Origin of the sequence: Stenotrophomonas sp. ISL-67, assembly GCF_018612915.1 — a bacterium.
In the GTDB taxonomy this organism is placed as follows: domain Bacteria; phylum Pseudomonadota; class Gammaproteobacteria; order Xanthomonadales; family Xanthomonadaceae; genus Stenotrophomonas.
The window spans coordinates 73,821-87,943 of the sequence record NZ_JAGGRL010000008.1; the positions used below are offsets into that span (position 1 = coordinate 73,821).

Below are 14,123 nucleotides of genomic sequence, written 5' to 3' on the forward strand. Positions count from 1 at the left end.
CCCGCACCACGTACCCCGGCCAACGGCCGGGGCTACCTTCCGTGGATAATCACGTCCTCCACGTCCTCGAGATCCCCCCGCGATGCCCGGCCCACCGTTCACCGCCTACCTGTACCCGGTGTTGCTGCTGCTGGGCAGCAACATCTTCATGACCTTCGCCTGGTATGGCCACCTCAAGTACAAGAGCGCACCGCTGATGACGGTGATTCTGGTCAGCTGGGGCATCGCCTTCTTCGAATACTGCCTGCAGGTGCCGGGCAACCGGCTGGGCAGCGCGGTGTACTCGGCCCCGCAGCTGAAAGGCATGCAGGAAGTGATCACCCTGGTTGTGTTCGCGGTGTTCTCAGCGTTCTACCTGGACCAGCCGTTGAAGTGGAACCACTACGCGGCGTTCGGGTTGATCGTGGCGGCGGCGTTCCTGATGTTCAAAGAGTGAGCGCAACGCGCTCACTCGGGTAGCAATCGCAAGGAACGGCGGAGCCGTGCCTGACGTCGCTTGCGACGGCCCGAAGGGTGCTCGCCAACGGCGGGCATACCGTGGGTCGGTTGACCCTCAATCGCGTCCAACCAGCGCCACCACCGCCTCCTCATGCATGCGCCGCTTCATTGCGGTGTTGCCGAACCGCATCCCCGCCAGGTCCGCGCGCAGCGCATCGGCCTGGGCATGGCTGATCGATTCGGGGTTGCCCACCTCGCGCATGGTCACCAGCGTGCTGCGTTCAGCGATCTCGGCGCGCACCCACTGCGGCAGGTGACGCTTCCAGGCGCGGCGACATTCCGGTGACGCGGCCGCACGACGTGCATCGCTGATGGAACTACGCTGCGCTGGCGGAATGTGCGTGCGCAGGAGCGCGACCTGCCGCTCCAGCTGGCTGGCGTACTGGGTGGAGCGGCTGTGCCGGTAATCGTTGAAGTTGATCTGGCGCAGCTGGTCCAGCGAATGGGATGCGGTGCCTGGGCTGGGCAACGGATTGGCGGCCCGGCTGCCGGCCAGCCGATGCAGGCCTTCACGCAGCACGGGAATCTCGCTGGGCCGCCCCTGCAGCGCATGGCCAAAGCCGGCGTCGAGCCCGGACTGGGCCACGCACAGTGCCTGCGCGCCCATGGCGGTGAGCCCGCCGAACAGGCGCGGGTTTTCGCCGATGCGACGGTGGCAGGCGGCGTAGTTGCGCCCTACCGAAGCGAGCAACGCATCGGGCAGCGGGCTGCCGCCGTTGCAGACGTCGGTGAGCGGGACCACACCGCTCTGGCTCGACGCGATGGGCGCGGCGCGGGTGCCGTGGAACGCGGCGGCGGCGCCGACCACGGCCGTGAACAGGTTCGGGAAATGCATGGCAGGAAGGACCTCTCTATGCAGGTCCTTCCAGTAGCTGCCTGCCGTGGAGAAAAAACCACCAGGAATCGATCATGCAGCGCCGCAGCCACGCAACAGAATCATGTCCCGACACCATGCGGTGGCATATGGGCGCGTGGCGACGCGCTCAATGCAAAGGCGCCCCGCAATCAGGGGGGCGCGGCGTGGCGCTACGCAGGGAGTCAGCGGGATTCGATCAGCGAACGGTTTCGGCCGGGGCCTTTTCGACCCACTGCCTGAACACCTTGTCGATGTCTGCATCCTTCACCTTTTTGCCGTCCTGCAGGTCCTGCGCCTGGGTGAACAGCGGGATGATCATCGCCATGCCGTCCGGCTTGGTCTTCAGGTGCACGCCCGGCGCCTGGCCGAGGAAGCCGTCCCAGCGCGCGCGCACCTTCGCCCAGTAGTCGGCCGTTGCCTTCCAGTATTCGTAGGCGGGCTTGAAATCGACCTCGGTGGTGCGGTTGTAGTCGTTGAAGCCGAACTCGCGCGCGATCTGCTGCTGGCTGCCGCCGGCCCCGCGCAGGATCTTGGTGTTGAACTGTTCGTGGGTCCAGCCGTTGGGCGTGAGCGTGTGCCGGTTGACCACCGCCAATGCGTTGTAATCGCTGCGGCGGGTGTACTCGCGGCGTGGCAGCGGGCGCCAGCTGAGGTCACTGGTCCAGGTCGCCACACCGTTGCTGTAGTCCCACTTGCCGGTGCCGCAGTAGCGCGGCGCATCGCTGACTTCATACACGCACTGGGTCCAGGCGCCGGCGTTTACCGCCGGGTCGATCGTACGCACCTGCCAGGTCTGGTCGGCGCTGAACTCGAAACGGGTCGGGGCCTGGTACACCCAGTCCTGCCGCCAATGCTTGGTCACGTGGCCGCTCTTGCCATCCACCAGCAGGTGCTGGAGCACGATCCGTTCCGGACGGTCTTCGATCACGATCACCACTTCATTGCCGCCGCTGCGCACGGCTGGCGCACGCTCATAGCCCGGCTTGAGCAGTACGGTTTCGTCGAAGGCGAAATCGACGATGTACTCGCCCTTCATGGCCAGGATGCTGGCGTGGTCGCGCTGCAGGTCGGAGGGCTGGGCGTGGGCGATGCCGCTGCTGGCAAGCAGCAACCACGCAGAACCGTAGTGCCACGCCCTGCGTGGCTTCGCGCTGGCTGTCTGGGGTTTCATCTGCTCGGGTCTCTTCAGGAATGTCGAATGGGGGAAAGGTGGGCACCCTCTGCGCGCGCGATGCGCCGCGCGGCGGTGGCACCCAGCGTCGACAGCGAAGCCAGGCTGGCGGCCACGCCCTGGCAGGCATGGGCGGAGACGGCGTGTTTCCAGCCGCCCAGCTCGCTGCTGTCGGGGCGGTACAGGCACAGCACGGTGCCCAGTTCCGCCAGCTGTTCCGGGGAGGGCAGCTGGCCAGGGCGCAGGTACCGGTCGGTGGATTGCAGTGCGGAAAGGGCTCGGCTCATGATGGCTACCAGCTCACGGCAAGGCTGGCCGACACGTTGCGGCCAGGGTTGGTGTAACGGTCGATCACCGTGCTGCTGGTGGCCAGCGTGGAGGTGATCGCCGAGTAGTCGATGTAGGTGCGGTCGCCGAGGTTGAACACGCCGACGTTGATCTTCGCGCCGGGCGCGAAGTCCCAGTGCGCCACCAGGTCCAGCACGCCGTAACCTGCGGGGCGGAACGCGGTGGCGCTGGCCATGCGGTCCTTGCGCTTGGCGAACGTACCGAGCAGCTCCACGCCCCAGGTTTCGCGATCAAAGGCCACGCCGAGCGTGCCGCGCAGCGGATCGATCGATTCCAGCGGCACGTCTTCGGTCTTGTCCTGGCCACGCGACCAGGCCACCGCGCCGTTCAACGACCAGCCGGCCAGCGCCGTGCTGAGTTCGCCGAAGTCGACACCGGCCTTGAGCTCGGCACCATGGATTTCCGCATCGGCGATGTTCTGCGACTGGAACACGATCAGCCCCTGCGGGTTGATGCCGACCTGGCGCTGGGACTCGATGAAGTCCTTGTAGTCGTTGTAGTAGCCGCTCAGGCTCACATACGCCGCCGGCGTCAGGAAGCGTACGCCCAGTTCCAGGCCGTCGCTGGTTTCGGGCTTGAGGTCCGGGTTGGGAATGGCGGTGTAGCCGAACATCACGTTGGTGAAGCCCAGGTTGACGTCGTTGTACGGCGGCGAGCGGAATCCGTGCGAGTAACCGGCGAACAACGACCAGGCATCGGCGAAGCGCCACACCAAGCCCAGCTTCGGCGACACACTGGTCTTGGTCAGGTCGGAGACGGCCACGCCAGGGTTGTCCTCACCGAAGATGGCATCCACCTCCGGGCGCAGTTCGTAATGGTCCACGCGCACGCCTGGCACCAGCGAGAAACGGCCATCGGCAAAGCGCATTTCATCCTGCACGTACAGGCCAAGCTCGGTGGTTTTGCTGATCGGGAAATCGCGCACCGGGAACGCATCGGGCAGGATCGTGGTGCTGGTCTGGCCATTGGCCAGTACCTGGTAGCCGTCGCGCTTCTGGCGCGTCTCGGTCCAGGTGCCGTCGAAGCCGTAGGTCAGTGCGTGCTCGACCGTACCGGTCTGCAGGGCCTTGTGGAAGGCGGCCTGCAGGCCGTACACGCGCTGGTCGAAGTTGAATTCGCGATGCCGCGTGGTGCGGTTGGCGCGCTGTTCGTCGGTGCGCTGGGTGGTTTCGCTGTCCTGCCGGTAGAGCTGCCAGGAGAGGCTGTCGGCGAAGCCGGCGGCCAGCTTATCCATCTCATGCGCGAACGACACGCGTGCGCGGGTCTGGTGGTCGCGCGCCTGCATGCCGGTGGTGGTGGTGTGGTCGATGGCCGACAGCACGTCGGTGTCCACGCTGTCCTCGTTGCCTTCCGCGGTCAGCCGGAAGCGCTGGTCCTCGCTGGGCGCGTAGACCAGCTTGCTGAGCACGCTGCGTCCGTCGCGGTCCTGCGGGTTGGCGGCGGTGCGGGTGCGGTCGTTGCTGCGCACATCGCCCATGCTCTCGGTTTCCTGGCCCTGGCGATGGGTGACATTCACCATGCCGCTCCAGTGGTCGCCGCCGAAGGCGGTGGTGGCGCTGCCGAGCAGGCCGTTCCATTCGCCGTCGTAGCCGAACTTCAGGCCGACGTAGCGGTTCTTTCCCTCCTTGAGGTAATCGGCCGGGTCCTTGGTGACGAAGGCGACCACGCCACCCAGCGCATCCGAGCCGTACAGCGCGCTGGCCGGGCCACGCACGATCTCGACCCGCTTGAGCGTTTCCAGGTCGGTGAAGTTGCGGTTGGCGTCGGCGAAGCTGCCGATGTTGAAGGCCTTGGGCATGGCGATGCCGTCGGTCTGGATCAGCACGCGGTTGCCGTCCAGCCCACGGATGCGGAAGCCGCCCAGGCCGAACCGGGCCGGGCTGCTGGTCACCGAAATGCCCGGTTCGTAGCGGACCAGGTCCTTGATGCTGCGCACCAGGTGGTCGTCCAGCTGTTCGCGGTCGATCACATCGACGGTGGCGGCCACATCGCTCAGCGCACGCTCGGTGCGGGTAGCGGTGACCTGCACGCGGTCGAAGTCGCGCGCGTTGGCGGCGTCGGGGCTGGCGGGGGCGGCGGCGTGCGCGGCCATGGGCAGCGCCAGCCATACAGACAAGCCGTAGCGCCGGCCTCTGGCCGGCAGAGCAGGAAGATGGATCATGGTGGTTGACAGGGTCGGCTTGACGCGGAAGGAGACCCCCGACCGACGCCGGGGACCATGCGGTCGCAGGCGACGTGCCGAGGGGGAGAGAGGGGTACGACTGGCAGCAGGACCCGGAGGCCACATCCGCGCGGCCGCGCGGACGCACCCCCGTGGGGGAGGCGGGCCGGGGGACGTCTGGCGCGGGCCAGCAGCCGGCACTACTTGGTCAGAATGAGCTTGTCGTTGCTGGTGTGGCGCAGGCGATAGAAACGGTCGCCGTGCTGGATCAGGATTTCGCGACGCCCCTTCAGCAGGGCCTCGCTGTCGATCACTTCTTCAGCCGGAACGGCGCGGACCGGGCGGTCGCGGAGGGTCAGCGTTTCGGGGCGCAGCAGTACAGCGGCTTGAGTGTTCATTGTCTGGACTCGTGCGAGGGACGAGATAAATGATAATGATTCTCAGTTCACAATCAACAACCATTCTCATGTTCATTGATGAGATTTATGATTGATTTTCTTTTTTTGATAGGCGACATCTATCGGTAGGGCCACGCCCTGCGTGGCTCTACGCACGGTTACGTCATGCGGCGAAGATCGCCTCCACCCTGCTCCAGTCGGCGTCGGCTACCTGCTCAAGCACGTCCAGCGCGCCGAGGTTCTGCTCCAGCTGGCTGACCCGGCTGGCGCCGAGGATCACGCTGGACACGTTCGGGTTGCGCAGGCACCAGGCGATGGCCAGCTGCGCCGGGGACTGGCCCAGGTCGGCGGCAAGTGCACTGTAGGCACGCACCTTGTCCAGGCGCTGCCCGGCCGACTCGCCCAGGACCAGCTCCTTCAGCCAGCCCATCTGGGCCTGGCCCAGCCGCGATTCCGGGTCGAAACCGCTGTTGTACTTGCCGCTCAGCAGGCCCGACGCCAGCGGCGAGAAGATCGTGGTGCCCAGCCCCGGGTCGGCGTACAGCGGCGCGTACTCGCGCTCTACCCGCTCGCGGTGCAGCAGGTTGTACTGCGGCTGTTCCATCGTCGGCAGGTGCAGGTTGTGGCTGCGCGCCACCGCCACCGCTTCCTGGATCTGCGTCGCCGACCACTCCGAGGTACCCCAGTACAGCACCTTGCCCTGCCGGATCAGGGTATCCATGGCCAGCACGGTTTCGGCAATGGGCGTGTCCAGGTCCGGCCGGTGGCAGTAATACAGGTCCAGGTAGTCCACCCGCAGGCGCTTGAGCGCGGCGTGGCAGGCATCGGTCACGTGCTTGCGCGACAACCCATGCTGGGTCGGCCGTGGCTCGTCCACCGCACCGAAGAACACCTTGCTGGACACGCACACCCCATCGCGGGGCAGGCGCAGGTCAGCGATCACATCGCCCATCACCTGCTCGGCGCGGCCGCGCGCATAGCCCTCGGCGTTGTCGAAGAAGTTGATGCCATGGTCCCAGGCGCAGGCAACCAGGTTGCGGGCCTCATCACGGCTGATCTGGTCGCCGAAGGTGACCCACGCCCCGAAGGACAAGGCCGACAGCTTCAGCCCGGACGAGCCCAGGCGGCGGTAATGCATATGATTCTCCTGCGGGATACGGAAATCTGAACGTGTTGGGTTGCGCCGGGGCGCCGCCCCGGTGCGGCCCGCCAGTGTAGCCGCCACCGCCCGGACCCTTGCGGTTGCTTGCCCGATCGAGGCCGATCGGGGCATGGACGCTGCTTTTCCTTGCCCCGCCCCTGCCGCTGCTCTAGGCTTCCCGTTTTTCGCGGCGCCCCAAGGGAAGTCTCATGGTCGAAGGTTTGGGCAGGATCGGCTTCGGCCTGTTCGGGTTGGCAGTGCTGATCGGCATCGCCTGGCTGTTCTCGAACAACAAGCGTTCCGTCGATTGGCGGCTGGTGCTGACCGGCATCACCCTGCAGATCGCCTTCGCTGCGGTGGTGCTGCTGATGCCCGGCGGGCGCGAAGCGTTCTCGCTGCTGGGCGACGGCTTCGTCAAGGTGCTCAGCTTCGTCAACGAAGGCTCGCGCTTCATCTTCGGCAGCCTGATGGACACCAACCAGTTTGGTTTCATCTTCGCCTTCCAGGTGCTGCCGACGATCATCTTCTTCTCGGCGCTGATGGGGGTCATGTACCACCTCAACGTGATGCAGCTGATCGTGCGCGGCATGGCCTGGGCAATCACCAAGGTCATGCGCGTGTCCGGTGCGGAAACCACCAGCGTCTGCGCCAGCGTGTTCATCGGCCAGACCGAAGCGCCGCTGACCGTGCGCCCCTACATCGCCAAGATGACCCAGTCCGAGCTGATCACCATGATGATCGGCGGCATGGCCCACATCGCCGGCGGCGTGCTGGCCGCGTACGTGGGCATGCTGGGCGGCAACGACCCGGTGCAGCAGGCCTTCTACGCCAAGCACCTGCTGGCCGCCAGCATCATGGCCGCCCCGGCCACCCTGGTGGTGGCCAAGCTGCTGGTGCCCGAAACCGGCACCCCGCTGACCCGCGGCACCGTGAAGATGGAGGTGGAGAAGACCTCCAGCAACATCATCGACGCCGCCGCCGCCGGCGCCGGCGACGGCCTCAAGCTGGCCCTGAACATCGGCGCCATGCTGCTGGCCTTCATCGCCCTGATCGCCCTGCTCAACGCGCCGCTGACCTGGCTGGGTGAAATCACCGGCCTGCAGGCCGCGCTGGGCCGCCCGACCGACCTGTCGACCATCTTCGGGTACCTGCTGGCCCCGATCGCCTGGGTGATCGGCACCCCTTGGGCCGATGCCACCACCGTGGGCTCACTGATCGGCCAGAAGGTGGTCATCAACGAGTTCGTGGCGTATTCCAAACTGTCGGAAATCGTCAACGGCCAGGTGCCCGGCGTGTCGCTGTCGGCCGAAGGCCGCCTGATCGCCACCTACGCCCTGTGCGGTTTCGCCAATTTCAGCTCGATCGCCATCCAGATCGGTGGTATTGGTGGGCTGGCACCGGAGCGTCGCCACGACCTGGCCAAGTTCGGCCTGCGCGCCGTGCTGGGCGGTACCATTGCCACCTTCATGACGGCGACCATTGCCGGCGTGCTGACGCATTTCAGCTGATATCCGTTCCCGAGAAACAGTCTTTATGAGTAGCAGTGTCGTCGTTGTCGGTTCCTTCAACGTGGATCATGTGTGGCGTTGCGAATCGCTCCCGGCACCGGGTGCGACCATCGCCGGCCGCTACAGCACCGGCCCCGGCGGCAAGGGTTTCAACCAGGCCGTGGCCGCCCGCCGTGCTGGCGCCCCGACCACCTTCCTGTGCGCCCTCGGCAATGACGCCGGCGGTGCCATGGCCCGCGGCCTGGCCGAGCAGGACGGGTTCGCCCTGAGCGCCGAAGCCAGCACCGAGCCCACCGGCACCGGCGGCATCTACGTCGACAGCCGTGGCCGCAACACCATCGTGATCGGCCCCGGCGCCAACGCCGCGCTCAGCACCGCCTACATCGAACAGCAGCGTGCCCTGCTGGCCGGTGCCAAGGTCGTGCTGGCCCAGCTCGAATCCCCGGTCGAAACCATCGAAGCCGCCTTGGCCATCGCCCGCGAAGCCGGTGCCACCACCGTGCTCAACGCCGCCCCGGCCGACGCCCCCTCCAGCATCGGCCTGCTCAAGCTCGCCGACATCCTCACGCCCAACGAAACCGAATTCGCCGCCCTGCTCGGGCGCCATGTCGGCGAACGCGTGGACGCCGACGACGTCGCCGCCCTCGACGGCGCCAGCCTGCACGCGCTGTGCCGCATGCTGGTCGGCAACGGCACCGTCGTGGTCACCCTCGGCGCGGTCGGCGTGTTCGTCTCGCACGCCGAAGAGAACCTGCGCGGCGACACCCAGCCCTACTACCGTGTGGGCGCCGAACAGGTCCAGGTGCTCGACACCACCGGCGCCGGCGACGCCTTCAACGGCGCCCTGGTCGCCTCCCTGGCCCAGGACCCGGACGCCGCCTTCACCCGCCACGTCCGCTTCGCCAACCAGTTCGCCGGCAAGTCGACGGAGAAGGAAGGCGCCGCCGTGGCGATGCCGCATTTCACGCCTGCGGACGTGTAAGGCCGCAGCCGAGGCAAGGCAACACAACGGAAACCGGCGTGAAAGTGCCGGTTTTTGTTTGGGCGCGCGGTAGCGCCGGCCGTTGGCCGGCTGCTCTTTGTTTCAGGGTCATGAACGCCTGACGCGCGCCTTCGGATGTTGTAAACGCCGGATGGCTTGTCGCGATCGTTGCGTGACCGCCTTTGGACGCTTGGGCCGCGCTGCGCGCGGTGTCCGGCCAACGGCCGGGGCTACCCACCCAACCGTCCAACATCCCGCAGCCTTGGGGGCGTGGGAAGCAACCGTCAAGCATCTGTTGATGCCCGTATGGCATCAGAGCCTTCCGGATTGGCCTGAATGTGGGGCCGGATTGCAGGGGTTTGCTTGGTTGCCGGCCATGGGCCGGCACTACAATGCCCGGCATGCAGATTGGTCCTTACACGATTCAGCCCAATGTGGTGCTGGCCCCCATGGCCGGTGTCACCGACAAGCCGTTCCGGCTGCTGTGCAAGCGGCTCGGCGCCGGCCTGGCCGCGTCTGAAATGACCATCTCCGACCCGCGCTTCTGGACCACCCGCAAGTCCCTGCACCGCATGGACCATGCCGGCGAACCCGACCCCATCAGCGTCCAGATCGCCGGCACCGAACCCCAGCAGCTCGCCGACGCCGCCCGCTACAACGTCGACCACGGCGCCCAGATCATCGACATCAACATGGGCTGCCCCGCCAAGAAGGTCTGCAATGCCTGGGCCGGCTCCGCCCTGATGCGCGACGAAGACCTCGTCGCCCGCATCCTCGGCGCCGTCGTCGGCGCCGTCGACGTGCCGGTGACCCTGAAGATCCGCACCGGCTGGGACTGCGACCACCGCAACGGCCCTCGCATCGCCCATATCGCCGAGGACAGCGGCATCGCCGCCCTTGCCGTGCACGGCCGCACCCGCGACCAGCATTACACCGGCAGCGCCGAGTACGAGACCATCGCCGCCATCAAGGCCGCCCTGCGCATTCCCGTGATCGCCAACGGCGACATCGACAGCCCGCAGAAGGCTGCCCAGGTGCTCGCCCGGACCGGCGTGGATGCCGTCATGATCGGCCGCGCCGCACAGGGCCGCCCCTGGATCTTCCGCGAAGTCGCCCACTACCTCGCCACCGGCACCCTGCTGCCGCCGCCGTCGCTGCACGAAGTGCGTGACATCCTGCTCGGCCACCTGCATGCGCTGCATGATTTCTACGGCGAACCGCAGGGCGTGCGCATCGCCCGCAAGCACCTTGGCTGGTATGCCAAGGACCGCCCCGAGAATGCCGCCTTCCGCGCCGTCGTCAACCGCGCCGAGAATGCCGATGCGCAGATTGCGCTGACCACCGAATATTTCTCTGCACTGGCTGCCGGCGAACCGCTGTCGACCGCTGCCTGATCCACCCCCACTGTCGAGCCTGCCTCGACGCCACGTGACCGCCATGACCCCGATTGCCGCCCCCACCTACCTGCACGGATTCTCCGACACCGAACAGCACCGTCTGGTCACCCAGGCGCGGCTGCTGGAATCGTCCATCTTCAGCAGCATCGACTACAGCGGCGCCCAGCGCCTGCTTGAAGTCGGCAGCGGCGTCGGCGCCCAGACCGAGATCCTGCTGCGCCGCTTCCCCGAGCTCCACGTCACCGGCGTCGACCTGAGCGAAGCGCAGCTGGCCGCTGCCCGACAGAACCTGGAAAAGACCCCCTGGTGCAGCGAGCGCTATACGCTGCTGCAGGCCGACGCCGGCAACCTGCCGTTCGGCGCGCGCGAGTTCGACGCCGCCTTCCTGTGCTGGGTGCTTGAGCACGTGCCCTCGCCCGCTCGCGTGCTCAACGAAGTGCGCCGCGTGCTGGTGCCCGGCTCGCCCGTGTACGTCACCGAAGTGATGAATGCCTCGTTCCTGCTCGACCCGTACTCGCCGCACATCTGGCGCTACTGGATGGCCTTCAACGACTTCCAGTACGACCACGGCGGCGACCCGTTCGTGGGCGCCAAGCTCGGCAACCTGCTGCTGGCCGGTGGCTTCCGCGACGTGCATACCGAGATCAAGACCATCCACCTGGACAACCGCGAACCGGCCCGGCGCAAGACGATGATGGCCTTCTGGGAACAACTGCTGCTGTCGGCGGCCGACCCGTTGCTGGACGCCGGTCTGGTCGACCAGGAAACGGTGGATGGCATGCGCCGCGAGTTCAGCCTGGTCCAGAACGATCCGAACGCGGTGTTCTTCTTCTCGTTCGTGCAGGCACGCGCCACCGTGTATTGAAGCGCACTGCGGCCGCGCTGACGATCCGGCGATCCGGCGATCCTACCGGCGTGATGCATCCACGGTCGGCGCGTCCGCCGGCGTCGAATCCGCCGCCGGTACTGCACCCGCGCCAGGCACCTCCATCGGCGCCTCCCAGATGCGCTCCCACATCGCTGCGAAGCGGCGCTTCACCCGCGCCCTGCCCTCCTCGCCTTCATAGGCCGGGCGCAGCTGCTCTGGCGGTATCGCCACCCAGCGTTCGCCTTCGGCACGCGCCACCGCGAAGGTGAAGGTGTAGTCCGGTTCCAACCCCATGCGCAGGTCGCTCAGCTGCAGCTGGCCATCGACCACCTGCGCGCGCATGAAACCGCGGTTGAACCAGTTCAGGCGCGCTACGGCGGGAATGTGCGCGGCCTGGCGCAGTGCCTGCACGTTTGACGGGTAACCGCGAAACGTCATCTCGCCGCTGTCGGCCACCAACGAACGCTCGCCGATCACATAACCGCTGGGCGTCATCGCCACCACCTGCCACAGCAGCGTGTTGAACGGCGTGGCGACCGAGAACCGGGGCGCATCGCCCAGCCCCATCGCCGCCAGCGCGCGGTCAGCCTGGCGGTCGACATGCTGTTTGGCCAGCAGCGACCAGCCGAGGTAGCCGGTGCTCAGCACCAGCCCCGCCAGCAGCGCCTTCTGCGCCAGCGGGCGGGAACACGCGAACCACGCCACCGCGCAGCCCAGCAGCAGCCACACCGTGTACAGCGGGTCGATGATGAAGACACTGGACCACATCGTGGGCGGTGGGGTGAACGGCCACCACAGCTGGGTGCCGTACACGGTGAACGCGTCGAGCAGCGGATGGGTGATCAGCGCCAGCAGGATCGCCCAGAACCAGCGCGCGGGTGCCTGCGCGACCCTGCCGTGCCCGTACCGTTTGAACAGCCACCAGATCAGCGCCGCCCCCCAGGGCAGCACCAGCAGTGAATGGCTGTAGCTGCGGTGCTCGGTCATCAGCGCCACCGGGTCGGTCGCGGTGAAGGCCAGCAGCAGTGCATCCAGGTCCGGCAGGGTGCCCAGCGCAGCACCGGCCAACAGGGCGGCGCGGCGGTGGCCGGCGGGGGCGATGGCGGCGGCGACCGCGCCGCCCAGAACGATCTGGCTGAGGGAATCCATCGGCCGATGGTACGGGACGCGTGAGGGTTTACGAACGTGGCCGGCATTCGGCCCTTGGTTGATTGATCCCGATCTGCGGACGGTACGTAACGGTTCGTAGCCCCGGCCGTTGGCCGGACACCGCGCGCAGCGCGGCCCAAGCGTCCGAAGCCGATGGGTTATCGCTCGCGACGAACACCCCGGCGTTTACACGTTCCGAAGCCGCCGTTCGGGCGTTCATGCCGCCTGATACGCGGTTTCGTTCTGGTTTTACACCCGGACGCATGGCCACGATCGATTGCACTTCAGGCGCCGGACACTCGGGTCGCGCTGCGCGCGGTGTCCGGCCAACGGCCGGGGCTACGAATTGTTACGTACCGTCCATGCATCGGGATCAATCAACCAACGGCCGAAGCGGACGCTCCATTCGTACCCTGGGATCACGCCGCCGCAGCCACCCTGGACCCCACCATCTGCACCAACGTCTGCCCCTCATGATCCATCAACCGCAACCCCCCATCCGCATCTTCGGCCAGGGCGGTCAGGCTCTCGACCCAATCGCCGTCGTTGGCGTAGACCAGGCCGTCGCGCTCGACCAGCGCGGCGCGGTGGATGTGGCCGCACACGATGCCATCCAGGCCGCGCTGGCGGACATCGGCCAGCCCGGCCTGCACGAACCGCTCGATGTAGCGCTCGGCCGCGCCGCTGTGCTTTTTCAGGAACGCCGACAACGACCAGTAGCGCAGCCCCAGCCGACGCCGGGCGGCGTTGAGCAACCGGTTGCCGGTGAGGATGCGGTAGTACAGCCAGTTGCCGAAGCGCTCCTGCAGGCCGCCGAACTGGGTGGCGTCGTCGTAATCATCGCCGTGCACCACCAACAGCCGGCGGCCGTCGGCGGTGGTGTGGATGGCGCGACGGCGCACCCGCATGGCCGGCAGCATCAGCCCACACAGCTGGCGCAGCGAAGCGTCGTGGTTGCCGGGGATGTAGACGATCTCGGTGCCGGCCCGGCGCAGCGCATGCAGCGCCTGGATCACCTCGCTGTGAGCCGCGTGCCAGCTGGCCCGACGGTGGGCCAGCCACCACAGGTCGACGATGTCGCCGACCAGATACAGGCGCTGGCAGCGCAGGCGGCCCAGGAACGCCGCCAGCTCGGCGGCGTGGCAGTGCCGGGAACCGAGGTGGACGTCGGACAGGAACACCGTCCGCCGCCACGCGGCCGGGCCGCCCGCTGCAGGGAGCCGGCCCGGCCCGTCCCGGTTGTCGGCCGGCCGGCCCACCGCCCCCGGCGGCCGGCCGACATCGACGCAATCCCCCCGTGATACCGCAGACGCTGCTCGATGGCGTGCATGGCGCGTGCTCCTTCCCGGCGGCTGAATGGCCGGGAGCCTGCGCCCGGCGTGCGGCAGCACGGTGACCGTTTGACGGCGGGACGATGACGGGAGCGTGGAAGTGCTGGACGGCAGCCTGCTGTGGCCGCTGCTGCAGCCCTACCTGCCCGGCGACATGGAAGCCCGGGTCAAGCATGCGGCCCGCCGCGAGGCGTTGCGGCGCATCTCGATCGCCGCGCTGGGCTCGCTGACCCTGGGCCTGCTGGTGGGCATGGGGTATCTCACCTCGCGGCTGGACCAGGCCGCGCGTGCTTCGATGGAGGCGCCCGAGGCGCC

General features: G+C 67.5%; 12 protein-coding genes and 2 pseudogenes. 6 read left to right on the top strand and 8 right to left on the bottom strand.

Annotated features, from left to right (window positions below; translation table 11 throughout):
• Positions 1 to 82: 82 nt before the first annotated feature.
• Positions 83 to 436, top strand: a complete 354-nt coding sequence (locus J7J08_RS10245; protein ID WP_214904834.1) for a DMT family protein — start codon at positions 83 to 85, stop codon at positions 434 to 436.
• A gap of 117 nt (positions 437 to 553) precedes the next feature.
• On the opposite strand, the gene J7J08_RS10250 is transcribed toward J7J08_RS10245, so the two are convergent.
• The 6 genes and pseudogenes from J7J08_RS10250 to J7J08_RS10275 form a co-directional block, all read right to left on the bottom strand.
• Entirely contained in the window at positions 554 to 1,333 is a 780-nt protein-coding gene (locus tag J7J08_RS10250) for a hypothetical protein (protein WP_214904837.1), read from the bottom strand.
• Positions 1,334 to 1,550: 217 nt separating this feature from the next.
• On the bottom strand, positions 1,551 to 2,525 hold the full coding sequence (locus J7J08_RS10255; RefSeq protein WP_214904839.1) for a DUF6607 family protein: 975 nt from the start codon (positions 2,523 to 2,525) through the stop codon (positions 1,551 to 1,553).
• Positions 2,526 to 2,638: 113 nt separating this feature from the next.
• Positions 2,639 to 2,812 (bottom strand): annotated as a pseudogene (locus J7J08_RS10260) (Hemin transport protein); the annotation flags it as partial.
• Positions 2,813 to 2,817: 5 nt separating this feature from the next.
• Complete coding sequence (locus J7J08_RS10265; protein ID WP_285230674.1) at positions 2,818 to 4,965, bottom strand: TonB-dependent hemoglobin/transferrin/lactoferrin family receptor; 2,148 nt, start codon at positions 4,963 to 4,965, stop codon at positions 2,818 to 2,820.
• Between the two features lie 269 nt (positions 4,966 to 5,234).
• The gene (locus J7J08_RS10270) at positions 5,235 to 5,432 is read right to left on the bottom strand and encodes a hemin uptake protein HemP (protein WP_068849295.1); all 198 of its coding nucleotides are present in this window, start codon (positions 5,430 to 5,432) and stop codon (positions 5,235 to 5,237) included.
• Positions 5,433 to 5,595: 163 nt separating this feature from the next.
• On the bottom strand, positions 5,596 to 6,570 hold the full coding sequence (locus tag J7J08_RS10275) for an aldo/keto reductase (RefSeq protein WP_214904843.1): 975 nt from the start codon (positions 6,568 to 6,570) through the stop codon (positions 5,596 to 5,598).
• A 212-nt stretch (positions 6,571 to 6,782) separates the two neighbouring features.
• On the opposite strand from J7J08_RS10275, the gene J7J08_RS10280 reads away from it, so the two are divergent.
• The 4 genes from J7J08_RS10280 (at position 6,783) to J7J08_RS10295 (ending at position 11,325) form a co-directional block, all read left to right on the top strand.
• A complete protein-coding gene (locus J7J08_RS10280; RefSeq protein WP_214904847.1) occupies positions 6,783 to 8,081 on the top strand; it encodes a nucleoside transporter C-terminal domain-containing protein in 1,299 nt (432 codons plus the stop codon).
• A 25-nt stretch (positions 8,082 to 8,106) separates the two neighbouring features.
• Positions 8,107 to 9,063: a ribokinase gene (locus J7J08_RS10285; protein ID WP_214904850.1), complete on the top strand. Its 957-nt coding sequence runs from the start codon at positions 8,107 to 8,109 to the stop codon at positions 9,061 to 9,063.
• A 401-nt stretch (positions 9,064 to 9,464) separates the two neighbouring features.
• Positions 9,465 to 10,457 carry a tRNA dihydrouridine synthase DusB gene (dusB, locus tag J7J08_RS10290; protein WP_214904853.1) on the top strand — a complete coding sequence of 331 codons (993 nt, stop codon included), beginning with the start codon at positions 9,465 to 9,467 and terminating at the stop codon, positions 10,455 to 10,457.
• Positions 10,458 to 10,500: 43 nt separating this feature from the next.
• A complete protein-coding gene (locus J7J08_RS10295) occupies positions 10,501 to 11,325 on the top strand; it encodes a class I SAM-dependent methyltransferase (protein ID WP_214904856.1) in 825 nt (274 codons plus the stop codon).
• A 42-nt stretch (positions 11,326 to 11,367) separates the two neighbouring features.
• On the opposite strand, the gene J7J08_RS10300 is transcribed toward J7J08_RS10295, so the two are convergent.
• Positions 11,368 to 12,477: a metal-dependent hydrolase gene (locus tag J7J08_RS10300; protein WP_214904859.1), complete on the bottom strand. Its 1,110-nt coding sequence runs from the start codon at positions 12,475 to 12,477 to the stop codon at positions 11,368 to 11,370.
• Positions 12,478 to 12,896: 419 nt separating this feature from the next.
• The gene (locus J7J08_RS10305) at positions 12,897 to 13,658 is read right to left on the bottom strand and encodes a UDP-2,3-diacylglucosamine diphosphatase (RefSeq protein ID WP_343237723.1); all 762 of its coding nucleotides are present in this window, start codon (positions 13,656 to 13,658) and stop codon (positions 12,897 to 12,899) included.
• A 241-nt stretch (positions 13,659 to 13,899) separates the two neighbouring features.
• Here J7J08_RS10305 and J7J08_RS10310 point away from each other — a divergent pair.
• Positions 13,900 to 14,123 (top strand): annotated as a pseudogene (locus tag J7J08_RS10310) (hypothetical protein); the annotation flags it as partial.

Coding starts and splice junctions, on each gene's coding strand:
- J7J08_RS10245 (WP_214904834.1), top strand. CDS start 83: ATGCCCGGCCCACCGTTCACCGCCTACCTGTACCCGGTGTTGCTGCTG.
- J7J08_RS10250 (WP_214904837.1), bottom strand. CDS start 1,333: ATGCATTTCCCGAACCTGTTCACGGCCGTGGTCGGCGCCGCCGCCGCG.
- J7J08_RS10255 (WP_214904839.1), bottom strand. CDS start 2,525: ATGAAACCCCAGACAGCCAGCGCGAAGCCACGCAGGGCGTGGCACTAC.
- J7J08_RS10265 (WP_285230674.1), bottom strand. CDS start 4,965: ATGGCCGCGCACGCCGCCGCCCCCGCCAGCCCCGACGCCGCCAACGCG.
- J7J08_RS10270 (WP_068849295.1), bottom strand. CDS start 5,432: ATGAACACTCAAGCCGCTGTACTGCTGCGCCCCGAAACGCTGACCCTC.
- J7J08_RS10275 (WP_214904843.1), bottom strand. CDS start 6,570: ATGCATTACCGCCGCCTGGGCTCGTCCGGGCTGAAGCTGTCGGCCTTG.
- J7J08_RS10280 (WP_214904847.1), top strand. CDS start 6,783: ATGGTCGAAGGTTTGGGCAGGATCGGCTTCGGCCTGTTCGGGTTGGCA.
- J7J08_RS10285 (WP_214904850.1), top strand. CDS start 8,107: ATGAGTAGCAGTGTCGTCGTTGTCGGTTCCTTCAACGTGGATCATGTG.
- dusB (WP_214904853.1), top strand. CDS start 9,465: ATGCAGATTGGTCCTTACACGATTCAGCCCAATGTGGTGCTGGCCCCC.
- J7J08_RS10295 (WP_214904856.1), top strand. CDS start 10,501: ATGACCCCGATTGCCGCCCCCACCTACCTGCACGGATTCTCCGACACC.
- J7J08_RS10300 (WP_214904859.1), bottom strand. CDS start 12,477: ATGGATTCCCTCAGCCAGATCGTTCTGGGCGGCGCGGTCGCCGCCGCC.